We start from the raw sequence: 26,719 nt of genomic DNA on the forward strand, positions 1-26,719 counted from the left end.
GGGAAAATAAAAATGGAACTCTCCGCAGACAGACTCGCCTACATCTACTCGATGATCGGCCCGGCCGGCGTGGCGCTTGTCTTTGTGGCCCTCTTTGCCGTCTACCTTGCCGTCTGGCAGCTGATTTACATGACGGCCGTCTGGCGCAACTTCCGCCGCGACTTTCTCGACCTTGAACGCGGCAATGAACGGTGCCTGAGGTTCGTGGATCCGAAGAAGGCCAATCCGCTCATCCGCATCATCTACGAAATCGTCACCACGCACGGCGAGCACTCGGACGACATCCGCGCCGAAGTGGGCTACCTCTTCCACAGAAACTTCAAGCGCGTCACGAACGGCCTCTGCTGGCTCAAGCTCATTTCCGTCGTTTCCCCGCTTCTCGGTCTGCTCGGCACCGTCTGGGGCATGGTCGACGTCTTTCAGAGCATGAGCGACGTCACGCACGCCAACGCCCAGATTCTCGCGTCCGGCATCTGGTCCGCGCTCATCACCACCATCATGGGGCTCTCGGTCGCGATCCCGACCCTCATGTGCTACTACTACCTGATGCTCAAATTCAGGGGCTTTCACATTGAAGCGATCGAGCACAGCTACCGCGCGCTCGAAGTGATGAGAAAGATCCGTGCGAAGCGCGCCAAGGGCGCCGACGAAAATTCCGGTCTTTAAGAGGAGCGCGCCATGAATTCGAGCTTCTTCGACGGCTTTGACGAAGAGCCCCAGATCGATCTCACCCCTCTGATCGACTGCCTCTTCATGCTCATCATCTTCTTCGTCCTCACGATGAGCTTCTCGCGTCCGGTGCTGGAGATCATTCTTCCGGAAGCGAAGAACGCGGAGTCGAGCCACGAGCGGAACGAAATTCTTCTCTCCGTCAAGTCGGACGGAACCTATGCGGTCAATACCGACCCGGTGACGCTCGACGAACTCGCTCTCAGGCTCGATGCGGATCCCGACAAGCTCCTCAACATCTACATGGATGAAAAGGCGCCCTTCGCGGCATTCGTGAAGGTGCTCGACCTCGCCAAGGTGAAGCGCGCCGGGCGCTTCGTCATCAGCACGCGCGATCCGGGTTCCGCCCCTGCTCAGCCCTCTGAAGAGAACGGCAATGGCGAGCGGTGAGTCCCATTTCGCCACCCGGGCGGCGCGCATTTCCGTCATTGCCGCGGCAGTGGCGGCCGTGCTTGCTGCGGGCCTCGACGTGGTCGAGAAGGTGATCGCCGTGCCGAGCCTTCCCGAGGGGATTCTGCGCGAGCGCGTGACCGTCACGGAATTCCGGCGCATTGAGGATCCGCAGGAAAAGCCCAAGGTTGAGGAGCCGCTCATCGAGCATACGGCCGACGAAAGCGCCTTCGAAGTGGACGCGAAGCCCGAACCGCCTCCTGAACCGGAGCCGGAACCTGAACCTGAGCCTGAACCGGTCGTTGAGCCTCCGCCTCCCCCGCCGGAACCTGAACCAGAGCCGGAGCCCGAACCGGAGCCTGAACCCGAGCCCGAACCGCCGCCACCGCCTCCTCCACCTCCTGAACCGGAACCTCCTCCGCCTCCGAAGCCGAAGCCCGTTCCCAAACCGGCTCCAAAGCCCGCACCCAAACCCGTGAAGCCGGCGCCGAAGCCCGTTGTTGAAAAGCCGGCTCCCGCTGAGGAAGCGCCTTCTGAAGCCTCAACGGGCACGAATGGTGCTGCTGCATCCGGTGGTGCCGGAGGCGTCTCGAACGCGGGCGGGAACGCCGCTTTGGGCGACGAATCCGCGGCGCTTGCCATCATCGTGCGCGAAATCGAGGCGCATAAGCGCTATCCGAGGCGCGCGAGGCAGACAGGCATTGAAGGCCGCGTTGTTCTATCCGTCGATATCGACGAAAACGGCGTGGTGCGCTCTGTTGCCGTGGGCGAAAAGCACAATTCGGTACTCCTCAACCGTGCGGCGCTCCAGGCGGCCGACGGTCTCGTGGGCATGAAGCTTCCGCTCGCGAAGGCCATGACGGTGTCCGTTCCGGTGGTCTTCACGCTCAAATAACAGCGACGCGTCGGAACGCCAAACGCCGAAATCAAAAGCCCCGCTAGGATCGTGCAAATCCTGCGGGGCAAACTTCATCTGAAACGAGCGGGAGGTGAAGACTCTAACGACTGCTGCAAGCCGGCTTTGATGCCTTCCGCTCGATTCTTATTGAAGAGCGTCCTGAATTAGAACGTGTGGACGAGACCGAAGCCGAACTCAGTCTGCTTCGTCGTGTCCTTGTCGGTCACGTCGCCAGCAGCCTGGCGCGTCGTATTCTTGACCTCGAGCTGGCTGTAGGAACCATAGCCGTAGACCGACGTGCGCTTGCTGAGCGGATACTTATAGCCAAGGGCGAAGCCGTAGTTCTTGCCTTCGTACTTGTGAGCACTATCGAATCCAGTCGTATTGCCGGCTGCATCGACCTTTTCATACGTCACATCAGATTCGGATTCAGAATCCAGATAGTTGGCCTGAACGTAAAGCGTGCCGCCGAAGACCGGAGCAGTCGCACCGAGGCCAAGGGTGTAGCCCTTGAAGCCTTCGTTGCCGTCAATGGCAGTTTTGTCCGGTGTGAAACTGGTAACGTCAAAACCCATCATGTTCTCGTTCTTGCCGTACTGAGCCATCACGAAGGGCTTCACGAAGCCGAAGTTGTAGTCAGCGGTCCAGGAAACGCCGAGGGAATCCTCGGAATTCGAGTACTTGCCGTCATAAGCGTTGAGAACGGTGTCGACAACGAGAGCGGTATTGAAGTTGCCGGCCGAGTAGGAAGCGCCGAGAGCAGCGTAGCGATCGTTCCAGCGCTCATTGCCGTTGTGGGAGGAATCTTCCTGACCATTACGGTTGAAGGAGTACTGGGCAGAAACCTTGAAGCCGGCAAAGGACGGAGTGACATAGGTCACGGTGTTGTCCATACGGTCGCGGTCGCCGAGCCAGAAGTTGGCGCGGGTAGCGGACTTGCTCCAGCCGGTGGAGAAGGGAGCGTACTTCAGAAGGTTGTAGGAACCCGTGCCGGCAGCGAGAGCACCCGTACGACCCATGGCGAACGTACCGAAAGCGCCATTGACATAAACGATCGCTTCACGACCAAAGAGGCGGCCGCCCTGATCGAGCGTGCCATCGTCAGCCTTGAAGCCGTTTTCGAGGACGAAGCCAACCTTCATGCCGTTGCCGAGGTCTTCCGTACCCTTCAGGCCGAAGCGCGAACCGGAGTTCTGACCGCTAGCCATGGAGAAGGTGTCAACATCAGCCTTGCCCGTCGTTTCGGAATGCAGGTAGTTAAGGCCAAGGTCAGCCACGCCGTAAAGCGTAACGTCAGCAGCGGCAGCTGTACCGGCAAAAGCGCCGAGAACCGCGAGTGCAGCAAGAGTCTTTTTCATGATATGAAATCCCTTTTTTGAAAAACGCTTCGATCATCCGAGGGGGTCCCCTTTTCGATCAGATCGAAGGTGTTTACATTGTTTACAAGACATCATCAAAGCTCAACCTCAAATCCGTCTTAATTTGTGTTTACTTATAAATATCATCTAGTTAAGATGATCTCAAAGTTGTTTTTATACAGCAACACCATTGCTAGTGAGAAATGTTCGCATTTGAAAGACTGATGCCATGCCTCAATGGATTGACGAAAGCGGCGTCGCTCGATCAGTTTCAGCGGGGAAGCACAATTCGGTGCTCCTCAACCGTGCGGCGCTCCAGGAGGCCGACGGCCTCGTCAGGCATAGAGCTTTCGCTCGCGAAGGCCATGACGGTGTCCGTCCCGGTGGTCTTCACGCGCAAATAAAGGTTCCAGCCGCCTCTATGCAAAAGCGCCCTCCGAAACTCAATCCGGAGAGCGCTTTCTGCTGCTTTTGAAAGCCTTGCGGTCAGACGTTAAAGGACGTCAATCAAAGCGATACATGATGCCGGCGCCGACCGTCCAGTTGACGGCGCTGCTCTCGGTCATGGGGCTGTCCTTCACCTCGTCGGAAAGGCGCATGGCGCCGAGCGTGCCGAAGGCCACCCAGTGCTTGTCGATCGCGTAGGAGGTCTTCACGCCCGCCGTGTAGGCAAGGCCGCCGTCGGGATGGTATTCGTCGAGACCGCTCCTCGCAGCTTCATTTCTCGAAATTCCGAAGTAGTAGTCGTTGAACTTGTCGTTCGCCCAGAGAACGCCGACGGAAGGCGTCACGACGAACTTCGAGAAGCGGAAGTCGTAGGAATAGTCCGCACCCACCAGAATGCCGTCCGATTCGCCGAGGAGATCCCCCTTGATGCCGGCAGAGATCTTGCCAAAGTTCCCGGCCCACTGATAGGAAAGCATGCCTGCGAGGCTCGTCTTGCGGTCGTCGAGCTTCCTGACGGCAGCATTGTCGGAGCGGTCCGTTTTGAAGTACATCGGCATCCAGCTCACGCCAAGCCGAAGGCTGTGACCGCCCTCTTTGAAGAGATACGCACCGCCCTCGATGCCGTTCACGTAGAAGCGTTCGCCTTCGTACTGAACGACCGGAAGCGGATACCACTGGGGATCCGCGTCCTTGTAGACGGGGAAATTAACGAAAGTTGCGGCGCCGAGCGAAAAGCTTCCTGCAGCGGCGGCACCCGCGGCGGCTGCGAGCATCAGCGCAACGGTCCCTGAAACAAAAGTCTTCTTCATTCTTCTTCTGGTCTCACAAAGCGCCCATGGAGCGCATTGAAAATCTTTGATTTTTATTCATGCGTCTTAAAGCAAGACGGACCGCAATCATATCGAGCGCGGGATTCTGTGAACAGTTGTTCACTCTGCGAGATGCAAGCAAATGTTTCCTTCTGCTTTTGTCCGGAAGACTCTATGAAAGGACTTTCCCGATGCCGCTAGCGGAGTGCGGCTGGAAAGAGAAGCGCGGCATACGCGAAAAAACGGGCATTGCAGCGAGAGTTGCCTCTGTTGCCGCAATGCCCGCAGCTCTGAAAAGCATGCTTCGGGAAAACTTTTTTCGCCGTTCCGAAGAGCCCTTAAGTCAGCTCGCGGCAGCGAGCGACGCTTCGGCCGAGCGCCAGTCGCTTTCAGCCATGAGGGGGACCGTCGGGAACTGCCGGACGGAAGACACGTAGGGGAGCTCCACGAGCTCGGAAGTCATGTTCTCAACATAGCTTCTGACCGCGCCCGCGAGACGGAACTGATGGAAGGCGCCCGCTTCCGTGAGGCGGATCCAGTCGCCCCTGCCGCTGATGAGGCCGGCAGCGCGCCAGTTCTCGAGCAAGGGCTCAAGGATGCCGCCCAGCATGACGCCGCCCGCGCGTTCCATGCGCGTGATCGAGAAGCGCCCGTCGGCAATCCCCTGAGCAAGGAGCGCAGCGGCGCGCCAGTAGGGTCGGGGGAGCGTCACTTCCCGCACAGCCCGCCGGCCCGAATAGACGGCGCCCAGCCACTTGTCGAGCTCGGGTTCAATCAGGTATTCGCGTCCGAAGAGACGCCCTCTCGCGCCCGACCCGAAAACGAGCCTGTCGGCGTCGCCCATGGCAAGCGACCGATAAAGGCTCCGTTCGCGCGCGGATCGTCCCCAGCCGAGCGCCGAGCGCACCTCCCATCCTTCGCCGGGCAGGAGCTCAAAGGCGAGTGCATGCTCGGATGCAAGGAGTTCATCCGAAGCCGCGCGGAAGGTTTTCTCGGCTTCGGCCGGGAATTCGGGCTCGCCTGCCGCACGAAGCGTGAGGCCGTCAAGATTCATTGAGGAAGCGGTCCTGAGGTCGCTCTCCCAGACTTCAGGCGACTGTCCGGGCAGACCGTAATTAAGTTCAATCGCGACGCTTGCTTCGTCGTAGGAAAGAAGGCGCTCGAGCGTCTTCACGACCGCATGGGCGTCTTCCACGCGTCCAGCAGCGCGGCGCACCGCCGTATTGAAGGACCGCACGGGAAGAAGGAAGCGCGTGACGCCGCCCGCGAGCGCGGCTTCCATCTTTTCCTCGGTAAAGTGATGCACGCGGGCATCGAATTCGATTTCGCAGTCGTTCGCGAGCGGAAGAATCCTTCTCGCGTTGGAGAGAATGCGCAGAATGTCCACGGGCTCGAGCGCCGTGGGATTGCCGCCCCCGATGCGAAGCGCCTGAATGGGAGTTCCCGACTGCGCATGCTCGCCGCTCCAGAGGCGCATCTCGCGCACGACGGCATCCGCATAGCGGCTGCTCTCGAGCTCGCGGTAGTCGTTCTGCCAGCAGCCGCACCCTTCGCAGCGCGTTTCGCAGAAGGGCACATGGATTTCTGCAACCGCCTTTCCGCGGCGCGTGCGGTCGAGAAGATTCTCAATCTCCTCGTCGGCTGCCGCCCCCGTCAATACTTCAGCCGGAACGACTTCTGAAGAAGAACCCTCACCGGCATTCGCAAATGCCATTCTGCGGGGATCGGACGAAGGCGATGCGCGCCAGTCAAAGGACGCGTGATCGGACGTGGGGCGGGCGAGCGGATGAGAGACGACTTCAGACATGGCGGGAGTGGGAAAAATCTTAATCGCAAATGAGAATAATTCTCTTTTACGTAAGATTATCACTCCCCGCGCGCCGGCGCACCTCTTTTGGGCCGGCCGGTCCCGATGAACGTTATCGGGAATTCCCGGATTACTGCGAGATCTTGCCGTCCTCGTTCTTATGGCTTCGCGCCGATGCCCAGAGCTTTGAACGGTCAAAGTCCGCCACTTCGTCAACGGGCTTGCCGCCCAGGGCCTTCACTTCGCCAGAGAGCCTGCGGATTTCCGCGCTCTGCGCCTCAACCACGCGCACGAGCTCGAGGATCGAAACAGCGTACGGATCCTTGTCGCCCGCGCTCACGCCGTAGGCATGGAACTCCTGTTCCTTAGGCTTCTCTTCCGCGGTCTTCTCCTCGCATCCCGGCTTCTTTGCGGTCTTCGGGCACGTAGCGCGGCCCGGCACGCCCACAACAACGGCACCCGCGGGAACGGGCTTCACGACGACGGCGTTCGAACCGATCTGAGCGCCGGCTCCGACCGTGAAGGAGCCGAGGACCTTGGCTCCCGCGCCCACCACGACGCCTTCTTCAAGCGTCGGATGGCGCTTCGCGCCCTTGGTGAGGGACGTTCCGCCCAGCGTCACCCCGTGGTAGATCGTGCAGTCGTCGCCCACTTCCGCCGTCTCGCCGATCACGACGCCCATGCCGTGGTCGATGAAGACGCGGCGGCCGATCTTGGCGCCCGGATGAATTTCAATGCCGGTAAGGAAGCGCCCGACGTGGGACACCCATCGGGCGAAGCTCTCCCACCCCTGAAGCAGACACCAGTGCGCCGCGCGATGGATCACCACCGCATGAAACCCCGGATAGGAAAAGATGATTTCAAGCGTGCTGTGCGCAGCCGGATCCTTTTCCCGGATGGTTTCAATAAGTTCCCTGGCGTCACTGATAATCGACATTGAATTGGCCTTGAGTTGAAATGAAATCGTTCGCTTCTTCCAAACGTACTTCGGCGTCAGTCTGAGGATTCGGGCTTGTGTGCGGACTGAGCCTTCGTTTTGCTCCCGATCCGCTCCTTCTTCGGCTGAATGATGGCGGCGCAGATTCCGCGAAGGAGCGCGAGTTCGTTCTTGGACAACCCCGAACGGCTGAAGATCCTGCGCGTCATGTCCATCAGATGCCGGGGGTTGGCGGGATCATGGTAGCCGCAGGCTTCCATCGCCTTTTCCCAGTGACCGTAGAAGCCTTCGATCGACTCGCTCGACGCGGGCTCATCGTTTTCGAAGCGCCCCTGCCAGTCGTAGAGCTCGCCTTCCTTTCCGTCCGCCGCAAGGAGCGCCATCTGCATTTCATAGGCGGCGATCTGCACGGCCTGAGAAAGATTGAGGCTCGGGCTCTGGGGATCCGCAGGAATAGCCGCGCACCCCTGGCAGAGCATGATTTCTTCGTTGGTCATACCGCTTCGCTCGGTGCCGAAAACAAAGGCGAGGTCGCCGTCCATCTGCTCGAGCCAGGCGGTCGCCTTTCCGGCCGCTTCCCGCATGGGCGAGAGCTTCGGACCGTATTCGCGGTCGTAGCCCGTGAGCGCCCAGGCAAAAGTAACGCCTTCGAGGGCGTCGGCAAGCGTCTCATGCATGCGCGACGCTTCGAGCACGTCAATGGAGCTCGTCGCATACGCAACCGCTTCCGGGTGCGTGCGATAGCCGGGCTCGCGGGGTGCAACGACCCTCAGGTCGCGAAACCCCATCGTTTTGATGGCCCGTGCGGCCGAACCGATATTGCCCGGATGGGCGGGTTCACAGAGGACGAATCGAACGCGTCGGGTAAGCTCGGGCGTCTGCTGCATTTCGAAGGGTGAAAGGAAGAAATCAAAAGAGTTCCGGCAGCAAAGAAGTCAATCTCTTTCTGCCGAACCTCGCAAAAGAAGCTGAAGGGCTCATTTTAGGATGCCTTCAGGGAAATAGGTGTAAACCCTTGGAGGTTTAATCAAGTCAGCCCTGGGGCGCCTTCATAAGGAGCGCAACGGCATAGGAAGCCATGCCTTCCTCGCGACCGACAGCATCCATCTTTTCGTTGGTCTTGGCCTTGACGCTCACGCGTTCAATATCGATTCCGAGGGTTCTCGCGACGCTCTCGCGGATCGCCTTCATGTGAGGACCGATCTTGGGGCGTTCGGCCACGATGGTGGAATCAATATTGACGAGAGTCCACCCTTCAGAGCGCACGAGCTCCATCACTGCCGCGAGGAGCTTCGCGCTGTCTGCGCCCTTCCACTTGGGGTCTGAGGGCGGAAAGTGCGTTCCGATGTCCCCCAGGGCTGCTGCGCCCAGCACCGCATCCGTAATGGCATGAAGGAGCACGTCCGCATCGGAATGGCCGTCCAAGCCCTTTTCAAAGGGAATCGTGATTCCGCCCAGAACCAGAGGACGCCCCTCGACCAGACGGTGAGAGTCGTATCCCTGACCCACGCGGATATTGGGAATCGTCATGTTTTTCTCTCCAAGAATGAGTCCGGCGACGATTTCATCCCCGGGCTGCGTGACCTTGATGTTGGCTGAACGGCAGGAGACAGCCTTGACGGGAAGCCCCAGACGCTCAACAGCGCTCGCTTCATCGGTAACGCCTTCCGTGCTTCTCTGAAGCGCATTCATCAGCGTTCTCACGCGAAAGAGCTGCGGCGTGGCCGCCCGCCAGAGGTTCTCCCTCGGCACGGTTTCGAGAATCCTGCGGCGAGAGTCGGTGCGCTTCACGGTATCGGCCATCGGAACGGCGAGGATCCCGCCTTCGACGCTCGAGTCGCCTAAGACCTCGTCGAGGAGGTGATTGACTTCCGAAGGCCTCACGCAGGGACGCGCCGCATCGTGCACCAGCACCCAGGCGTCGCCCGGGAGGTTCGCCGCCATAAGCCCCCCCAATACCGTGTCGGCTCTTTCTCGTCCTCCCGCCCGAAGAACCTTTACGCGGGGGCCGAAAGCTTTGGCCGTTTCATCGATCCAGGCATCCTCCTGACTCACCACCACGAAGATGGCGTCAATGCGCGAAACGCGCTCGAGCGCGCGGACCGTCTGAAGAAGCATGGGTTCGCCCGCAATATCCATGTACTGCTTCGGGATCCCTGCTCCCATGCGGCGTCCGACGCCGGCCGCGGGAATCAGCGCCGCAATGCGGGCTTTCTTGTCGTCTGGCATTCCTTATGTTCCTCTTTGAAGAGTCCGGAGGAGAGGCTCCAAGTCTAACGGGCAAAAAGAGAAGCGAATTTTCATGCTTCGTTTATGCCCGGCCTCCGCCGAAAGTATTAAGCTCTCCTTCCCTTTTCGGACCCCAACAAAAAACAAACACGCACCATGGAAAAAACCGTCGAACGCATGATGTATGCCGCGCGCTGGCTGCTTGCTCCGATCTACATCGGCCTTTCATTAGCGCTCCTCGCTCTGACGATCAAATTTTTCCAGGAAGTCGTTCACGTGCTCCCGCATGTGCTCGACCTCTCCGAGAACGACCTGATCCTCGCCATTCTTTCCTTCATCGATATGGGCCTCGTGGGCGGCCTTCTTGTGATGGTGATGTTCTCGGGCTATGAGAACTACGTCTCCTCGATCGACATCGAGAAGGATGCGGAGCGCCTCTCCTGGCTCGGGAAGCTTGACACGGGCTCGCTGAAGAACAAGGTGGCTGCGGCAATCGTTGCCATTTCGTCGATTCACCTCCTCAGAATCTTCATGGGCATTCAGGAGATCGCGAACGACAAGCTCGTCTGGTACGTGATCATCCACCTGACGTTCGTTCTTTCGGCTCTCGTGATGGCCTTCATCGACCGCTTCTCGCGGCACTGACCCGAACGACGGTCTTGAGATTCAGGAAAAACGGCCTGCGCTTTGAAAGAGAAGCGTCAGGCCGTTTTTCTTGGGTTGTCGCAATTCCACGTCATCCGCCGGAAACTATTTCGGATTAGCCCATGCGCGCCGGAGATTCCGGATGACGATTGCCGACAAACCGAATAACCAAATCATCATTTTTACTGTTTAACACAGAGTTAAAGATAAAAATCTCTGTTCTCTCAGGGTCATCCGTTTGCATGAAGACGGGACCATGAATCCGGGTATACACCTAATTTCTGTTTTCCCACAGCGTGTTTTCGACGCGCAAAATGCGATCCCAAACATATATCGCGGGCGCGAGAGCGTCCGCTGAACGCGTTTCCTCAATTGAAAACCAGATCGCAGGAGATACTCGTGATCCGCACGAACCTCAAGATTGCGGCGACGGCTCTCGCCGTGGCTTCCGCCTTCGCCTCGACGGCCTATGCCGCCGGCTTCCAGCTTACTGAACAGTCCGCTCTCGCCCTCGGCCGCGCCTACGCCGGCGTCGGCGTCGACGGCACGGACGTTTCGGGCATGTACTACAACCCGGCCACGATGACCCTTCATCCGGGCACGCAGGTTCAGCTGGGCGCTGTGGGCGTCGGCCTCAATCTTGAGTATGTCGGTCATGATGCCGAGTACAAAGAGAACGGCCGAGCCAAGGAAGAAGTGCTTCCGCACGGCTATATCTCCCACCAGATCAACGACACTACCTGGGTTGGTCTTGCCATTACGATCCCGTACGGCCTCGCCACGGAATATGACTCCAATTGGAAGCATCAGGAACTCGGCACGGATGCCAAGATCACCGTGATCAACTTCAACCCGAATGTCGCCTGGAAGGCTACGGATACGCTTTCCTTCGGTGCGGGCCTTGCGCTGCAGTATGTGGATGCTAAATTCGGTGTCGGTGTCGCGAAAGACAAATTGGGACTTGGCTCAATCCACAACGAATACACGGCAGATGGCTTCACCTGGGGATTCAATCTTGGCATGATGTGGGCCCCCGTCGAGAACGTTCGATTCGGGGTTTCGTATCGTTCTGAAACGAAGCACAAAACGAACGGAACGCTCAAAACGCGCGGTACGGACAATCTGGCTGGGCTGAGTGGTGATTATGACGCCTCGGTTACTGTTTCCGGCCCGGCTTGGGCAATGTTCAATGCAGCATGGGATGTCAACGACTACCTCAGCCTTTACGCCACCTTCCGTTGGGCAGATTGGTCTAGCTTCAAGAGTCTCAAAACCGATGCTCCTGAACTCAGTTCTAATGTCGTAGGGACGCTGGGAGCCCTCGGGAAAAACGGCATTCTCAACGAAGGACAAATTAAGTCTTTGTCCGCTGTTTTCAACAATCTTGCCAACATCGAGAATAATTGGGTCGATACCTACCTGTATTCTGTAGGTTACGACCTCCGCGTGAATTCCTTCTGGACTCTGCGCGGTGGCGTTGCCTATGAAACGTCTGCTATCGGCGACCCCAAGACCCGTACGGCCCTCATTCCTGACGCTGACCGCTGGTGGTTTGCTATCGGATCCTCTTTCCACTGGACGAAGGACTTCCAGACGGATATCGGCTTTGCTCATCTGCACGGTGTGCATGAACGTTCGCTCTATGACCACACTCCGGGCGGTAACAGCGAACAGATTGGCAAGTTCCGTCATCTTGACGCCTACCTCCTCGGCGTTCAGATGCAGTACCGCTTCTAAGCCGATCCTCGGATGAGATAGACGCTCGTCTGATTTCAAACCCGCATGAGATCATTTCTTGTGCGGGTTTAATTTATGTTCATATTATTTATAAACATGTTAATTACATAACACACTACTTATTTCGCATGAATTAAATCCAGTAATCGAGCTCAAGCGCAAGATCCGACCGGAATGGCCTTATCAACACGGTCGACGATGCATTGAAGTTAATTTGCGAGAAGAACTACGCAACTTTCATCCGCAGGATGCGATGCCGGAAGTTCTACGCTTACGGCATCGCTTTCTGCAGGAAATTCAATTGTCAGCTCTCTGAGCCTGAAGCGCTTCAAGGCTCCCGAAGCGCATCAAGATTGCTCTGTGCGCCCGTCCAGAAATTGGCGCTTGGCTTCAAGAGCCTCTCGTACCCCGCCCGATGAATCGCTTCACGGCTCGCAGCTTCGGCGCACTCGAAGACATCAGCTTCCGCAACGCTCAGTACCTCGCGATCGCGCATGAGGGCCCTGCCTGCAACAAAAACATCCGCAACGTCGCCGGTGTTCCCGAACATCATGAGTTGATGGATCGGCATGAGGCGCGGCATCAGGTGCGGCGACGTCATTTTGATCGTCGTGATGTCGGCGAGCTTCCCTGCCTCGAGAGACCCCAGATCATGTTCGCGACCAATTGCCCGGGCGGCTTCGATCGTGATCATGGAGAGGAGCTTCCCGGCAGGCAGGAGGAAGGGGTCGTTCGCCACCGACTGCTGCAGGAGCGCGGTGTCGCGCGCCGCACGGAAAAGATCGAACGGCATGGCCGGAGCCGTGCCGTCTGTCGTGACGGCGACGTTTGCACCGAGCTCAATCAGTTCCGGCACCGGGCAGCGCATCGGGATCTGATTCCAGGAAGGCGTCGTCGTGACGTTTGTTTTGGTCTCGGCGAGAATCATTGCTTCATTAAACGATATCCCCTTGCAGTGCTGCACATGAACGTCGGGCCCGAGAAGCGGATCGTCGGCCTGAGCGGCGAGGCGAATCATGCCGCCAAAGGCTTCGGTATGAATCCTCACTTTCTGGCGGCGCGCTACCTCGCGGATCGACTTCATCATGTGGCGGTCTGCTTCAGTCAGGCGGCAGGCAAGATCGGCGGGCGTCGCTTTAGAGCCTTCAATCGAACTCACCATTACGAAGGGTGCGGCAAACGCACCAATGAGGCCGTTGTAGCTCCCGTTCACAAGCTCAATCGCCTCTTCGGCCTTGGCCATCAGTTCGTCGAAAGAGAATTCTTTTTCGACGAGGCGGCCGTTCTCTTCCTGAGCGAATGCCCTGGGGTACGGCGGATTCGAGGGACCGATCGCCGGATTTTCGCGCGTGCCGACTTCGGCGTGCCCGCGGACATGCTCCGCAATGATGCGGGGATCGTCGCACCGGGCGGCATTTGAAATCACCGACACGCCGCAGGTGATCCCGGCCTTCAGGCGCTCCAGCGCCGCAAGCCGCCCTTCGGCATGCCAGTAGGCGGGCGTCGTGCAGTGATGGTAGAGCTTCGTCAAGTAGTCCATCCAGCGCGTGCGGGAGTCGAGACCAAGCGTCCGGTTGAGGCAGTGCCCGGCATGCGTATGGGCGTCGATGAGGCCCGGGAGAACCATTTTCCCCGACATGTCGATCCTCTCGACATCCTGACCGGCGATCTGCTGAAGAAGCGCTTCAGTCTTCCCGACCGCCTCGATGCGGTCCTTTTCAATCAGAACCGCACCGTCTTCGATGCATTCATAGTCGCCGTTCATCGTGACAACGTAGCCGTGAATCAGAATCCTGCGCCCGGTCATGCCGCTCTCCTTTTAGGGGATCAAAAGCGGCATCTGAAGCCCGTGCCGCCTCTTTGCCCGAGTGTAGGAAGAGGCTGTCGGCGCGCCTATAGCATCCGGCGACAGAACCTGTCCTTTAGCGTCGAGATTCCCAAAAGAAACGGGCACCCGTCCGAAAACGAATGCCCGCAAAAGCGTTCCCTGCAGCTGTCTCCTCTGAAATCAGATCGTCATGATTCCCTGAGACATCAGAGCGTTCAGCTCGGATCGCAGCAGTGCGGAATCTTCCAGGAAGAGAAGAGCCCCACGAAGAAGCCTCCGATCGCCGGGCTCACCCACTGGAGCCCCTCAGCAGCCCAGGGCAGATCCCTGCAGACATTGGAGAGCATGGGAACCGTCAGCCCGAAGGCTTCCAGACCCTGCGTGATCGCGACGACGCCTGTGAAGAGAATCGTCATCGGATAGACCCAGCGGTGCTGAGGCAAACGCCGCCAGACAAGCGTGATGAGCGCAAGCACGATCAGAACGATCGCGATCGGATAGATGGCGACAAGCACCGGAATCGAAAACTTGAGAATGAGCGTAAGGCCCGCATTGCTCACGATCATGCTCACGAACGCAAAGAGCGCCGCCCAGCCGCGGTAGCCGAGCTTCGGCATGAGCGAGCTGAAGTAGTCCGAACAGCAGGCAATGAGGCCCACGCACGTATTGAAGCAGGCAATGAAGAAGACGAACCCGAGGAGCACCGTGCCGAGAGGCCCGAAGAGCGTGCCGGCAGCCGCCGTAAGAATCTGCGCGCCGTTCTCAAAGCTGTTCGAGATGCTGCCCGCTTCCATGCCGACCTGAGAGAGCGCACCGTAGACGCAGAAGAAGATGACCGCGGCCACGATGCCCGCAAAGACCGTTTCCTTCACGACCGCGCTTTCCGACTTGATGCCGAAGGCGCGGATGTTCATCGCGATGATGAGGCCGAAATTGAGGGCCGCGAGCGTATCCATCGTCTGGTAGCCGTCGATGAAGCCCGTGAAGAAGGCGTTCGCGGCGTAGCCCGCTTTTGCGACCCCGGGTTCGCCGATCGGCGTCGCCATCACTCCTATCCAGAGAATGGCGATGAGCGTGATGAGCGCGGGACAGAGGAAGCGCCCCAGGCGCTGCGTAAGCTTCTCAGGGTTCAGCGCCACTGCGAAGGCGAGGAGAAAGAAGACCACCGAATAGGCAAACTGCGATGTACCGAGAAGCGACCACCCGCCCATTTGAGCTTCGAGGAGTCCGAAGTTTTCGAGAACAGGGCGCACCACCATTTCAAAGGACGTGCTCGCCGTTCTCGGAATAGCAAGGCAGGGACCGATCGAAAGGTAGATGAGGAGCATGAAGACGAAGGCGAAGGCCGGATGCACGCGGCCCGCGAGCGACTTCAAACCGCCAGACTCCGCCACTGCCATCACGCCGAGAATTGGAAAGCCCACGGCAGTGACGAGAAAGCCTGCAAGTGCAGGAAGCGTGTCGACGCCGGCCTGAGCGCCGAGCCAGGGCGGAAAGATGAGGTTCCCTGCTCCGAAGAACATGGCGAAGAGCGTGAATCCGACGAGAAGGCGTTTCCCAAGCGGCAGTGAATTCATGAGTCAAGAAATCCGGGGTAAAGATTAGAAAGCCCGAAAGGCTAACACGTCTCTACGCCTCGCGGCCATGTCCGTCCTGAAGCTCCGATCGTGCGGCAAGCGAAGGCTTTTTCAATTTCCCTTTGTGGCAGAATGTCCGCAAAATCAGCGCTTCTTTATGGACCGCCCTGCGCAGCATCGCGCCGGGCGGGCTTTGGCGTTTGTACATCTTCTTCTCTACGTCATGCCATGACCGACACGCCCATCCTCTTCAAGGAAAACCTTGCCGCCGTCGAACCCGGTGTTCGCCGCAGGCTCGAAATCTCCGCCCAGACGAGCGACGCCGCGGCGATTGCCCGCGCTGCACTCGACATGAAGGCAAAGGGCATGCGCGTGCTCGTCGTCTGCGCGGATCCGGCGGATGTGCCGAGGCTCTCTTCCGAACTTCCCTGGTTCGAACCTGAACTTAATGTTCGGCCGTTGCCCGACTGGGAAACACTCCCCTACGACGTTCTCTCGCCCCAGGAAGACCTCGTTTCCGAGCGTCTCGAAACGCTCTACCGCCTGACGGCTCCCACCGGGGGCGCGGACGTGCTTCTCGCCTCAGCGATCACGGCGTCGCAGCGAATGGCTCCGGTCTCCTACATTGGTGCGAGCACCTTCTTCTTTCACGAGGGCGAGCGGATCTCGATCGGCGCGATCAAGGAGCGCCTCGCGCTCGCGGGGTACGCCTCCGTGAAGCAGGTTCTTGCGGCCGGCGAATTTGCCGTTCGCGGGAGCATCGTCGACGTCTTCCCGATGGGGTCCGAACGACCCTTCCGACTCGACTTCTTCGACGACGAGATCGAATCGATCCGATGGTTCGACGTGGAAACCCAGCGCTCGATGGAGGAAACGAAGGAAATCCGGCTCCTCCCCGGGCACGAATTCCCGGTGGACCCGGATTCGCTCCTTGCCTTCCGCCAGCGCTGGCGCACGCAGTTTGCGAGCGACCCGAGAAAGAGCCTCGTCTACACCGACATTGAGAAAGGCATTCTTTCGCCCGGCATTGAATACTATCTGCCGCTCTTCTTTGAATCGACCTCCATCCTCGCCGACTACCTGTCGGAAACGACCCGCGTCTTTCTCGTGGGCGACGCCGAAAAGGCGCTCCAGGCCTTCTGGCGCGACATGACGTCGCGCGCGAAGGTCCTTCTGACCGACATCCTCCGTCCGGCGCTCCCGCCTGAAATGCTCTGGCAGAAGCCCGAGGAATTCTTCAAATCCCTCAACAAGTTCGCGCGCTTCACGGTCGAAAAGAGGAACCGTGCCGAAGACCTCGAGCTCCTCACGGGCGTTGAGGTCGACAGGAAGAGCCAGAACCCGGTTGAAAAGCTTCTGCACCGCACGCAGGAATACGGCATGAAGGGCTGGAGAACGCTCATTTCCGCGTCGTCCCCGGGACGCGAGGAAACGATGTCGGAGCTCTTCCGCTCGGGCGGCCTCAAATTTTCGCCCGTCGACTCGTGGGGAGACTTCCTCGCGGCCGACGACAAGGTGAACATCGCCGCAACGCCGCTTTATTCCGGCGCGGTCTTTGAAAAAGAAAAGCTCGTCATCCTCACGGAAACCGAACTTTATGCCGCGAGTCCCCGGCGGCAGCGCCTGAGGCGCGTCAAGCACGCGACGACGCTCGAAATGATGGTGCGCGACGTCGCGGAACTGAAGCCCGGCGACGCCGTCGTTCATGCCGACCACGGCATCGGACGCTACCGCGGGCTCGTGCGCATGGAAACGGGGGAAGGCGAAGCCGAGTTCCTCGAGATTGAATACAAGAACGAAGCGAAGCTCTTTGTTCCGATCACGAATCTGCAGCTCATCTCCCGCTACGCGGGTGCCGACCCCGATCATGCGCCGCTCCACCAGCTCGGCCGCGGGGACTGGGAGAAGGCGAAGCGGAAGGCCGCCGAAGAGGTGCGCGACACCGCGGCTGAACTCCTCAACCTTTATGCCTTGAGAAAAACCCGCGAAGGGCTCAAATTCAAGCTCGACCCCAACGACTATCAGGCCTTCCGGGAGGGCTTCGCCTTCGACGAAACGCCTGATCAGGCGAGCGCCATTGAGGCGGTCGTGAGCGACATGACGTCAGGGAAGCCCATGGACCGCCTGGTCTGCGGCGACGTCGGGTTCGGCAAAACTGAAGTCGCGCTTCGCGCCGCATTCATTGCCGCGATGGCGGGCCGACAGGTTGCAGTCCTCTGCCCGACGACGCTTCTGGCGGAGCAGCATGCCGCCACCTTCCGCGACCGCTTCCGCGCGTGGCCCGTGACGATTGCCGAGCTCTCGCGCTTCCGTACGGGTAAGGAAACAACCAAAGCACTCGAAGGCCTCGCCGACGGCACGGTCGACATCGTGATCGGCACGCACAAGCTCCTTTCCGACAAGGTGAACTTCAAGAACTTGGGGCTCGTCATCATCGATGAGGAGCACCGCTTTGGCGTACGTCAGAAGGAGCTTCTGAGGAAAATCCGCGCTGAAGTGGACGTGCTCACGCTCACGGCAACCCCGATTCCGCGCACGCTCTCGATGAGCCTCGAAGGGATCCGCGACTTTTCCGTCATTGCGACCGCTCCGGAGCGCAGACTCTCCGTCAAAACCTTCGTTCAGAGCGACCAGGACGGAACGATCCGCGAGGCGATCCTGCGTGAACTAAAGCGCGGCGGTCAGGTCTACTTCCTTCACAACGAAGTCGAAACCATGGAGAACGCCCGGCTTCGGCTCGAAAAGCTCGTGCCCGAAGCCCGCATTGCGGTCGCTCACGGCCAGATGCATGAGCGCGAGCTCGAGCGCGTGATGCGCGAGTTCTATCAGCAGCGCTTCAACCTGCTCCTTTGCTCCACCATCATCGAAACGGGCATCGACGTTCCTTCCGCCAATACGATCATCATCGAGCGCGCGGACAAGTTCGGCCTCGCTCAGCTTCACCAGTTGCGAGGCCGCGTCGGGCGTTCGCACCATCAGGCATACGCCTACCTGCTCACGCCCCCCGACGGCGCGTTCACGAAGGATGCGCAGAAGCGCCTGGACGCCATTCAGGCTCTGGAGGATCTGGGCTCGGGCTTCTACCTCGCCATGCACGACCTCGAAATCCGCGGCGCGGGCGAAGTTTTGGGCGAACACCAGAGCGGCGAAATTGCAGAAGTCGGCTATGACCTCTACAACCGCATGCTCATGCAGGCGGTCAAGGCCCTGAAGCGCGGCGAAAGCCCTTCGGTCGACGGGCCGCTTTCGCTCTCGACCGACATCAATCTTCATGCGCCCGCGCTCCTGCCCTCTTCCTACGTATCCGACGTCTCCCAGCGCCTCGCCTACTACAAGGCGTTTGCCTCCGCCGAGGACCGCTACGCGCTCGAGAAGTCGACCGAAGCTTTGGTCGACTGCTACGGGAAGCTCCCCGACCCGGCAAGGAGGCTGATCGACATCCATCGCCTGAGGCTTCGCTGCGAAGCGATCGGCATCCGCAGAATCGACGCCGCAGCGGCCGGAATCATCATCATCTTCACGCAGAAGCCCAATCTCGATCCGCTCGCGCTCATCAAGTTCCTCCAGTCGAGAACGGATGCGCAGATGCTCGGACCCGAGAAGCTCAGGCTCAAAGGTTCGAGCGACGATCCGGAAAAGCGCCTCGCGATCGTCTATGAAACGCTCGCCAGACTTTCGCCTCAGGGAACTGGAAGCGGAAGCAGCGACGAGAGCGGTAAAGGCGAGAGCGGCAAGAGCGGGAATGCGCCTTCATCCAAAGCCGTCTCTCCTGCCTCTTCTTCCGCTTCGAAGAAGTCTCCTCAGAAGGCATTGCCCCAGAAGCCCGCTCAGACCACGGCGAATGTGCTGAAGGCTACGCACGGGAGAGGGTCGCGCGGCGGCCACGCCGTCCGGGCGATTGGTCCGCGGCGCGGTTAAGGCGATGCCTGAGAACTGACGCGAAAAAGGCCCAAAACGAAAAAGGCTCTGAGATCTTCTCTTTCCAGGAGAAGCTCAGAGCCTTGTTTTTTGTGCCGTGAAGGGAAAGCCCTATCAGCGGCCTAGCTCAGGCTGCCAGCGCATCAGGCGCTTTTCGCAGACCGTGACGATGCGGTCGAGGATGAGCGCGCAGGCGGTCAGCACCAGAATGCCTGCCATCACCGTATTCATGTCGAAGGTGGTTTCTGCCTGCAGGATCAGGTAGCCCACGCCTTCGGCCGACCCCAGGTATTCGCCGATCACGGCGGCGACGAACGCCATGCCGACCGACGTATGAAGGCTCGAGAAGACCCAGCTCATGGCTGACGGGAGATAGACGTGCTTCAAGAGCTGCTTCGCGTTCGCGCCCAGCATCCTTGCGGAATTGAGAACCGTCGGGTTCACCTCGCGAACGCCCTGGTAGACGTTGAAGAAGACGATGAAGAAGACGAGCGTGAAGCCCAGGGCAATCTTCGACGCGGGCCCCAAGCCGAACCACACCGCAAAGATCGGCGCGAGAATCACGCGGGGCATGGAGTTCAAGCCCTTGATGAAGGGATCAGCAACAGCGGCCGCCATGGGCGAGAGCGCGAGCCAGAGGCCGGTGGCGAGGCCCGCCACGGTGCCGATCGCAAAGGCCATCACGGTTTCGTAGAGCGTCACTGCGAGATGACGGTAGATTTCGCCCCCGACAAACCAATCCTTGATCCGCATGAAGATCTCATAGGGTTCGCCGAAGAAGAAGGCCGCCTGGCTGTCGTTTGAAAAGAAGAAAGGCGGGATCAGCCCCGGCTTCGTCATCGCCCACCAGAAGACGAAGATGGCGGCGAGGAGCCCCCACTGCCAGATGCGGATTTTGAAGGCGTTCGCGTGATGATTCATTTTCTTTTGCCTGCCTCTAGAAACTTTTTTCCTAAACCCCTGGATCAGATCGCTGCGCGATGCTGCTGATAGGACTTCAGCACTTCGTCGCGAAGCACATTCCAGATGGCTGCATGGCATTCGTTGAAGGCGGGCGTCATGCGGATTTCCGCCACATTCCGTGGTCTCTCGAGCGTGATCGGAAAGTCGCCGATCGGGTGAGAAGCGGGACCGACCGAAAAGACCACCACGCGGTCGGACATGGCGATCGCTTCGTCGAGGTCGTGCGTGATGAAGAGCACGGCCTTCTTCTTTTCCTGCCAGATGGCGAGAAGCTCGTCTTCCATGAGCTGGCGCGTCTGAATGTCGAGCGCCGAGAAGGATTCGTCCATGAGGAGAATGTCCGGATCCGCAATCAGGGTCTGCGCCATCGCGACGCGCTTTCTCATGCCGCCCGAAAGCTCGTGGGGATAGCGGTCGGGGAACTTTTCGAGTCCCACGCGGGCGAGCCAGCTCATGCCGAGCTCGCGGGCGTGCTTCGGATCCTCGCCCCGGAAGGTGAGGCTCATCGTGACGTTTTCAAGAGCCGTAGCCCAGGGCATGAGGCTCTCGGCCTGGAACATGTAGCCCGCGCGGCGGTTGAGCCCCTGAAGGGGCTTCCCGTAAACGAGCACCTCGCCGTCGGCGGGCTTCAGAAGCCCGGCCGCGGCATTGAGGATTGTCGACTTTCCGCATCCGGTCGGCCCCACGACGCTCACGAATTCACCGTCGCCGATGGAGAAGGAGACGTTTTCCGTCGCGGTGTAGATGCCTCCGGGAACAGGGAAGCGGCAGGAAACGTTCTTGAATTCGATGGCGGGCATGTCGCCCGATTGCGAAGTGGTAGATGCGGACATCACGGATGCCTGAGTTGAATGCGGTTTTGAAAAGTCGGAATGGATGTAATTGGCGTGCCTGCGAGATCCCTTACGCCTTTCTGGCGTTGATCGGCGAAGCTTCAGCAAACTGATTGGCGAAGCAGGCGGCCGCGTCGAACTTGAAGGACGCGAGCGCCGGCGTCACGGAGGAGAGGGCCTTCGCCGCCGCCTCAACGCACCCCGCGGGGAAGCGGCCGTTGGTCGACATCGAGGGGCGGTTGTTGACGAAGCAGTGGGCGTAGAGATCGGGATTCCCCATGAAGGCCTGACGCGGCACCGACTTCATGAGCGTTTCAGGCGTTACCTTCTCGATCACCTTGAGCGAGCGGATGACCGCGTTCGTGAGGCGCTGAACCGTTTCCGGATTGGCCTTCACGAAGGCTTCCGGGGCGTAGAGGCAGCCGCCGACCATTGCACCGCCGTAAAGCGCATCCGATTCATCCACGCGGCGCGTGTCGGTGACGATCGTGATCGCCTTTTCATCGGTGAGCTGCGTGATGACGGGGTCGAGGCCAACCAGGGCATCGATCTGACCGGCACGCATGGCGGCAATGGCGCCAGCACCCGTGCCCACGCCGATCACGGAGAATTCATTGGGCTTCACGCCCGCGCGCTGCATGACGAAGTTCGCAATCACGTGCGTGGAGGAACCCGGGGCCGAGACGCCAATGCGGCGGCCCTTCAATTTGGCAGGATCCTTTTCGTCCTTCATCGTCGTGCGGTTCATGACGAAAACGCACTGAGGCGCGCGGTCCTGAAGCACGAAGGCCGTCATGCGCTGGCGCTTCGTCTGCATCATGAGCGTGTGCTCGAATGCGCCCGAAACCACGTCGGCCGAGCCGCCCACAACAGCCTGAAGCGACTTGGAGCCCCCCTGGAAGTCGACCACCTTGACGTCGAGCCCTTCCTCCTTATAGAAGCCCATCCAGTCGGCGAGCGCCATCGGGAGGTAGTAGTAGAGGTTCTTGCCGCCGACGGCGATGGTCACGGACTTCTTTTCGGGTTCCTTTGCCCACACGCCGCGGGAGAAGGTGGAAGCGGAAATGCCGGCGGCCGCGAGCGTGGCGGCGGCAATGAAGTCGCGGCGGGAGATCGAGGAGAAGAAGGAAGAAGAGAAGGAGGGAGCAAACATGATGGTCATCCGAAAAGAAGGCATGGGTTCTTTAAAACCGCAGAGGATGACGCGCTTCCCCGGATTTTCAGTCGATCCGGACGATTTTCATCGCTTCGCCCGGTCGATCTCCCGGAAGTCTTCAGGACTTCATTGAGGAGCCGGCACCTCTGCATTTTTGCGGGGCTTTGGGAGGAAGGCTCTTTGCTTTTCCGGCAGCAGCCGGAGGAGCTTCAGATGCCGTCCTCCACCCTAAGTCGAAGCCGCAGGAGACCGGCATGGAGAACAAGATGCATCCGGCGTGAAACCGTGCTTTGGGAAGCTTCTGAATGCATCTGCGAAATCTCCAAAATAAAAAGTTGATCTATTTGAGTTCTATGGAAAGCGACTGTTCGTTTCCTTTGTCGTGCGGTGAATAATGCACCCTGCAGGCCCTCCCGGCAATAGTGAAAACATCCCAGAACCTCCATTTTCTTAGGTAGATCTGCCTAAGCGAAGGATGATTTATGCAAAAGAGAAGAAAATTCTCTTCTCCTAACATTCAATGTCAAAAATAGAGAAGCACCTTATCTTTGCTTTTTAAGGAATTTTTAAATCCATACTCAGAATACTGCGTAAATAAACTTTCGCTTTATTCTGAATATCGTCCTCAAACATTCAGATCGCTATGCGCACGAACCTGGCGTCTGCGCGTTCAATGCGGTATTCGCAGATCCGGCCGTCAGGAAGCCGCGAAGTCCGACAGAGAACGAGCATCGACGTCGTTGTCGACAAAGGCGGGATTGACCTCGCAACTGCTGAAAGAGAAGATGGAGTAGAAAGGCATGACCTCTGCGCGCATGCCATCACTGAAGGCGTAACGGAACGCTCACGCACGCTTTTTGCGCTGGGCTCCGGATGCAATCCAGCGCTTTCCCCGATTTCCGCCCAAACACCACGCGCAGGAATAAAAACATGAACCTCCTCAAAAAACGCTGGCTCCTCCTTGCCGCTGCGTGCCTCATCAACCTCTGCGCAGGCTCCATCTACGCCTGGTCGGTCTTTGCGCCGCCTCTTGCTGAACGCCTCTCCCTCATCACAGGCACTGCCGTCACGGCAGGAAGCCTCGCCGCCGCCTTCAGCCTTGCTAACGGCATTGCACCCATTCCGATGATCCTGGGCGGCTGGATCAACGACCGCTTCGGACCGCGCGCCATCATTCCCGCTGGCGGCATCGTGATGGGAATCGGCTTCTATCTGGCCGCAAGGGCCGCAACGCCGCTTGAGCTTATCCTGGGCTACGGGCTGGGATTCGGTCTGGGACTCGGATTCGTCTATGGGTCGAGCGTCAACACAACACTCAAATTCTTTCCCGACCACAGGGGGCTTGCGGGCGGCATCGCGACGGCGGTGTACGGCCTCAGCTCCGTGCTTCTTCCTCCTATCGCGCATGCGCTTATTGAAACGGAGGGCATTGAAGCGGCGCTCCTCACGCTGGGCGGCATCTTCACGGTCGTGATTGCGGCGGGCGGCCTTCTTCTCGAAAAGTGCCCGGACGGTTTTGCAAAGCAATTCTCTGCTGCCGCACCCGGCAAACGAAGGGCAGCGGAAGAGTGCGACTGGCGCGGAATGCTTCGTTCGAAGCGCTTTCCTCCCATGGCGGCGCTCATGCTCTGCGGCGCAATCCCCGGGATGATGATCATCTCGCACTGCTGGAGTCTCGCGAAGGACGTGGCCGGGCTTGATGCGGCAGCTGCCTCCGCAATGGTTTCCATGCTGGCGCTCGCAAACGTTTTCGGAAGGCTCCTCGCCGGCGCGCTCTCCGACAAATTCGGACGGCTCGCGTCGCTCACGGGCGCGCTCATTCTCACAATTCTGGCAACCGTTCTGCTCTCGCTCTCAGACCAGAACGCGCATCTCCTCTTCTCTGCGGGCATTCTTGCGATCGGCCTCTCCTTCGGGGCCTTTATGGGGATCTATCCGGGCTTCACAGCAGAAGAGTTCGGCGCGAAAAACAATTCCGTCAATTACGGGATCATGTTTTCGGGCTTCTCCGTTGCCGGGTTCGCCGGCCCCATGGCGATGAACGTTCTCAAGGAAGCCGGCATGAGCTACCAGGAGATCTGCCTGATCGCCGGCACGCTCGCGGTTCTCGGACTCGTTTTTGCCTATCTTTTCGATCGTGCGAAGAAGGCTTCGTGAGGATGGATCCCGGAATATGCACGCATCAGCATGCTTTGATATGCAAAAGCATTGGGTCATCCACATGATGAAGGCTTCCTCTTCATTCCTCAGGAATGACGGGGAAGCCTCTTAGAGTGCTGAAATCAAACTACCGTCAGCTGTGGCAGGCGGAGCACTTTTCAAACGTGTACTGATGATGGCACTGGTAGCAGGCATCCACGTTCGCTTCAGCCTTCGCGCCCTTCCGGGGCGGCATGGCATGCGGCGTGTGGCAGGTCGTGCACTCCCAGATGTTTTGATCCGCTTTTTCGCCATGCGGAATATAGGTGTGCGGGTTGATCGGAAGCGGATCGGCTTCCACCTGAACATTCTTTGAAATCAGAGCTTCAAACGAACCGTGGCAGCCGAGGCACTGGTCCTTCGTCAGAGTTTCAGCAGCAAAAGCGGAAGCGCCCGAGGAAAACGCAAGGAGAGCGAGGAGCGCATGGACAAGAATCGTCTTCATGGCAGGATTACCTGGATTGGGGTCTGAGGAGGCGCCGCCCGGACATCCAAGGAGAAGGAAGAATCCGGACGGCGCCGTTGGCAGAGATCAGGCGCGGCGCGACGCGGCATGCTCGCCTGCGAAGCGGCCGGGCATGATGCCGCGCGGCATGCCGTTGCCGACATAGAGGCCGCCCGCCGTTTCACCGGCTGCGTAAAGACCCGGGATGATGTTCCCTTCAATGTCGTAGACGCGGGCGTTTTCGTCGATGGCGAGGCCGCCCGTGCAGTTGTGGATCACAACCATGAGGCGCACCGCATGGAAGGGTCCCTGCGCGATCTTGCGCTTCAGAAGCTTTGCGGGCTTATTGAACTCGTCGTCCTTGCCGGCCTCCACAAAGGCGTTGTAGCGGGCGACCTGCTCAGGGAGCTCGGGCTGGTTCGTAATGCGCGCGAGTTCCTCGATCGTGTCGGCGTCAAAGGCATAGCCTTTTTCGCACTGCGGATAGCTCGTGTCCCAGCGGTTCTTTTTGGCCGCGGCATCATCAAAGACGCACCAGAGGAACTGATCGGGCTGCCTCAGGGCCATGTCGTAGAAGGTGTAGCCTCCCAGATTCTTCGTGTCCTCCTCGCGAACGAAGCGCTTGCCTTCCTTGTTCGTGAAGATCACGTCTCCCCAGCGCGGACCGGCTACTGCGAGACCCGGGCAGCCGTACTTGCTTCCCTTCGGGAAGCTGTAGCGGTTGGTGCCGAACTTGCGGCGCATGTGCGCCGTATCCTCGCCGCGGTCGCCTTCGTAGATGGCCCCTGCACGAAGACCCGCGATGATTGCCGAACCGTCCGCATCAAAGTGCGGGAAGCCGGACGCAATGATGTTTTCGCCGCCAAGACGCGGATCCATAAGCCAGCGCATCTTGGGGTTGTTTTTGAAGGACCCGCCCGCGAGAATCACGCCCCTGCGGGCGCGGACGTTGATCACGCGGCCGCCAGCCTCAACGCGGCAGCCGACACAGTTGCCGTCATCGTCGCGGTAGACATCCGTCACCTTGTGTTCGAAATAGAGCTTCACGCCCTTCTTCTCGCAGTATTCGCGAAGCGGCACCATGATGCCGCGGCCCGACATGAAGCCGCCTGAAGGCTGCTTCTTAACAGCGCCGTCGCCCGGATCATCCGTATAGATGTGGAGGTACGACTCATGATGCTGCGTGTCGTACTTCCCGGGCTTCGTGAACGTGGGGAGGAACTTGACGCCCCTTGCTTCGAGCCATTCCTGGGTGCCCCCGCAGTATTCGGAATACTTCCTCGCGAGACGCGGATCATTCTTGCGGTATTCAGGGTTAAGCGGATCAGTCAGGTGCTCGTAGAGCGCCTGCGGAGAATCTTCCATGCCGTTCTCGCGCTGAAAGCGCGTGCCGCCGCGGAGCGCGATGATGCCGCCGTTGATGATGGCCGCACCGCCGTAGTTGACGTCCTTTTCAAAAACAGCCACCTGAGCGCCGTTGTCAACGGCAGCAGTAGCGGCGCTCATGCCGGCGATGCCGGAACCCGCGACAGCGACGTCGACGGTCATGTCCCATTTCGCGGGAAGCTTGCGAAGCGACGGCGTGGGCGCGGCAAAGGCAGCGGCACTCAGGAACCCGGCAGCAGAGCCGGCGAGGAGGGAACGACGGGAAAGTTGCATTTTTCTTCTCCTTGGAAACGCTTGGGTAGTCTGAGCAGTCACTCTTCTCTGAGCTGCTCCATGGAGAAGAAGGTTATTTTTTGAATTCCCTAGGGAACCCGCATTCCCGTCAATCGGGATGCTTCCGGGAAAGTTCAGAAGCCTTCCCCGAAAGA

The 26,719-nt window shown here is 59.3% G+C and carries 22 protein-coding genes; 8 read left to right on the plus strand and 14 right to left on the minus strand.

The window, feature by feature from the left end; translation table 11 throughout:
• The first annotated feature begins 12 nt into the window (after window positions 1-12).
• From Q0106_RS09050 to Q0106_RS09060, 3 genes are read left to right on the plus strand one after another with little or no spacing between them, the layout of a single operon-like run.
• Window positions 13-666 (plus strand): MotA/TolQ/ExbB proton channel family protein, encoded by a 654-nt coding sequence (locus Q0106_RS09050; protein WP_297611843.1) that lies wholly within the window; start codon window positions 13-15, stop codon window positions 664-666.
• A gap of 12 nt (window positions 667-678) precedes the next feature.
• On the plus strand, window positions 679-1,119 hold the full coding sequence (locus Q0106_RS09055) for a biopolymer transporter ExbD (RefSeq protein ID WP_297611846.1): 441 nt from the start codon (window positions 679-681) through the stop codon (window positions 1,117-1,119).
• Entirely contained in the window at window positions 1,106-2,014 is a 909-nt protein-coding gene (locus Q0106_RS09060) for a TonB family protein (protein ID WP_297611849.1), read from the plus strand. The genes Q0106_RS09055 and Q0106_RS09060 overlap by 14 nt, the downstream gene beginning before the upstream one ends.
• A 167-nt stretch (window positions 2,015-2,181) precedes the next feature.
• Here Q0106_RS09060 and Q0106_RS09065 read toward each other — a convergent pair whose 3' ends face one another.
• From Q0106_RS09065 to ispF, 7 genes are all read right to left on the minus strand, one after another.
• Entirely contained in the window at window positions 2,182-3,375 is a 1,194-nt protein-coding gene (locus tag Q0106_RS09065; protein ID WP_297611852.1) for a porin, read from the minus strand.
• A 271-nt stretch (window positions 3,376-3,646) separates the two neighbouring features.
• Window positions 3,647-3,769 (minus strand): hypothetical protein, encoded by a 123-nt coding sequence (locus Q0106_RS09070; RefSeq protein ID WP_297611855.1) that lies wholly within the window; start codon window positions 3,767-3,769, stop codon window positions 3,647-3,649.
• 109 nt (window positions 3,770-3,878) lie between these two features.
• The gene (locus Q0106_RS09075) at window positions 3,879-4,631 is read right to left on the minus strand and encodes a MipA/OmpV family protein (RefSeq protein WP_297611858.1); all 753 of its coding nucleotides are present in this window, start codon (window positions 4,629-4,631) and stop codon (window positions 3,879-3,881) included.
• A gap of 343 nt (window positions 4,632-4,974) precedes the next feature.
• Complete coding sequence (locus tag Q0106_RS09080; RefSeq protein ID WP_297611861.1) at window positions 4,975-6,438, minus strand: radical SAM protein; 1,464 nt, start codon at window positions 6,436-6,438, stop codon at window positions 4,975-4,977.
• Between the two features lie 130 nt (window positions 6,439-6,568).
• Window positions 6,569-7,369: a serine O-acetyltransferase gene (gene cysE, locus Q0106_RS09085; protein WP_297611937.1), complete on the minus strand. Its 801-nt coding sequence runs from the start codon at window positions 7,367-7,369 to the stop codon at window positions 6,569-6,571.
• A gap of 62 nt (window positions 7,370-7,431) precedes the next feature.
• The gene (locus Q0106_RS09090) at window positions 7,432-8,262 is read right to left on the minus strand and encodes an RNA methyltransferase (RefSeq protein WP_297611864.1); all 831 of its coding nucleotides are present in this window, start codon (window positions 8,260-8,262) and stop codon (window positions 7,432-7,434) included.
• Window positions 8,263-8,407: 145 nt separating this feature from the next.
• On the minus strand, window positions 8,408-9,604 hold the full coding sequence (gene ispF / locus Q0106_RS09095; RefSeq protein WP_297611867.1) for a 2-C-methyl-D-erythritol 2,4-cyclodiphosphate synthase: 1,197 nt from the start codon (window positions 9,602-9,604) through the stop codon (window positions 8,408-8,410).
• A 156-nt stretch (window positions 9,605-9,760) separates the two neighbouring features.
• Between ispF and Q0106_RS09100 the strand changes: the two genes are divergently transcribed.
• Both Q0106_RS09100 and Q0106_RS09105 read left to right on the plus strand, forming a co-directional pair.
• Window positions 9,761-10,249: a TIGR00645 family protein gene (locus tag Q0106_RS09100; protein ID WP_152158347.1), complete on the plus strand. Its 489-nt coding sequence runs from the start codon at window positions 9,761-9,763 to the stop codon at window positions 10,247-10,249.
• Between the two features lie 399 nt (window positions 10,250-10,648).
• Entirely contained in the window at window positions 10,649-11,986 is a 1,338-nt protein-coding gene (locus tag Q0106_RS09105) for an outer membrane protein transport protein (protein WP_297611870.1), read from the plus strand.
• Between the two features lie 328 nt (window positions 11,987-12,314).
• Here Q0106_RS09105 and Q0106_RS09110 read toward each other — a convergent pair whose 3' ends face one another.
• Together Q0106_RS09110 and brnQ are read right to left on the minus strand one after the other, a co-directional pair.
• On the minus strand, window positions 12,315-13,793 hold the full coding sequence (locus tag Q0106_RS09110; protein WP_297611873.1) for an amidohydrolase family protein: 1,479 nt from the start codon (window positions 13,791-13,793) through the stop codon (window positions 12,315-12,317).
• A gap of 236 nt (window positions 13,794-14,029) precedes the next feature.
• Window positions 14,030-15,391, minus strand: a complete 1,362-nt coding sequence (brnQ, locus tag Q0106_RS09115) for a branched-chain amino acid transport system II carrier protein (RefSeq protein ID WP_297611875.1) — start codon at window positions 15,389-15,391, stop codon at window positions 14,030-14,032.
• Between the two features lie 228 nt (window positions 15,392-15,619).
• Here brnQ and mfd point away from each other — a divergent pair, with 228 nt between their 5' ends.
• Window positions 15,620-19,309 carry a transcription-repair coupling factor gene (mfd, locus tag Q0106_RS09120; protein ID WP_297611878.1) on the plus strand — a complete coding sequence of 1,230 codons (3,690 nt, stop codon included), beginning with the start codon at window positions 15,620-15,622 and terminating at the stop codon, window positions 19,307-19,309.
• Between the two features lie 114 nt (window positions 19,310-19,423).
• On the opposite strand, the gene Q0106_RS09125 is transcribed toward mfd, so the two are convergent.
• The 3 genes from Q0106_RS09125 to Q0106_RS09135 form a co-directional block, all read right to left on the minus strand.
• Window positions 19,424-20,230: an ABC transporter permease gene (locus tag Q0106_RS09125; RefSeq protein WP_152158753.1), complete on the minus strand. Its 807-nt coding sequence runs from the start codon at window positions 20,228-20,230 to the stop codon at window positions 19,424-19,426.
• A gap of 44 nt (window positions 20,231-20,274) precedes the next feature.
• Window positions 20,275-21,072, minus strand: a complete 798-nt coding sequence (locus Q0106_RS09130; RefSeq protein ID WP_297611940.1) for an ABC transporter ATP-binding protein — start codon at window positions 21,070-21,072, stop codon at window positions 20,275-20,277.
• 103 nt (window positions 21,073-21,175) lie between these two features.
• Window positions 21,176-22,258 (minus strand): ABC transporter substrate-binding protein, encoded by a 1,083-nt coding sequence (locus tag Q0106_RS09135; RefSeq protein WP_297611881.1) that lies wholly within the window; start codon window positions 22,256-22,258, stop codon window positions 21,176-21,178.
• Here Q0106_RS09135 and Q0106_RS09140 point away from each other — a divergent pair.
• The gene (locus Q0106_RS09140) at window positions 22,257-22,394 is read left to right on the plus strand and encodes a hypothetical protein (protein WP_297611884.1); all 138 of its coding nucleotides are present in this window, start codon (window positions 22,257-22,259) and stop codon (window positions 22,392-22,394) included. The genes Q0106_RS09135 and Q0106_RS09140 overlap by 2 nt on opposite strands.
• A gap of 797 nt (window positions 22,395-23,191) precedes the next feature.
• Complete coding sequence (locus tag Q0106_RS09145; RefSeq protein ID WP_297611887.1) at window positions 23,192-24,418, plus strand: OFA family MFS transporter; 1,227 nt, start codon at window positions 23,192-23,194, stop codon at window positions 24,416-24,418.
• Between the two features lie 136 nt (window positions 24,419-24,554).
• Here the strand turns inward: Q0106_RS09145 and Q0106_RS09150 are convergent, their stop codons facing one another.
• The gene (locus Q0106_RS09150; protein WP_297611890.1) at window positions 24,555-24,905 is read right to left on the minus strand and encodes a cytochrome c3 family protein; all 351 of its coding nucleotides are present in this window, start codon (window positions 24,903-24,905) and stop codon (window positions 24,555-24,557) included.
• Between the two features lie 87 nt (window positions 24,906-24,992).
• Window positions 24,993-26,564, minus strand: a complete 1,572-nt coding sequence (locus Q0106_RS09155) for an FAD-dependent oxidoreductase (protein ID WP_297611893.1) — start codon at window positions 26,562-26,564, stop codon at window positions 24,993-24,995.
• Window positions 26,565-26,719 lie beyond the last annotated feature (155 nt).

The sequence above is a fragment of the uncultured Sutterella sp. genome, from assembly GCF_937923675.1.
Classification (GTDB): domain Bacteria; phylum Pseudomonadota; class Gammaproteobacteria; order Burkholderiales; family Burkholderiaceae_F; genus Sutterella.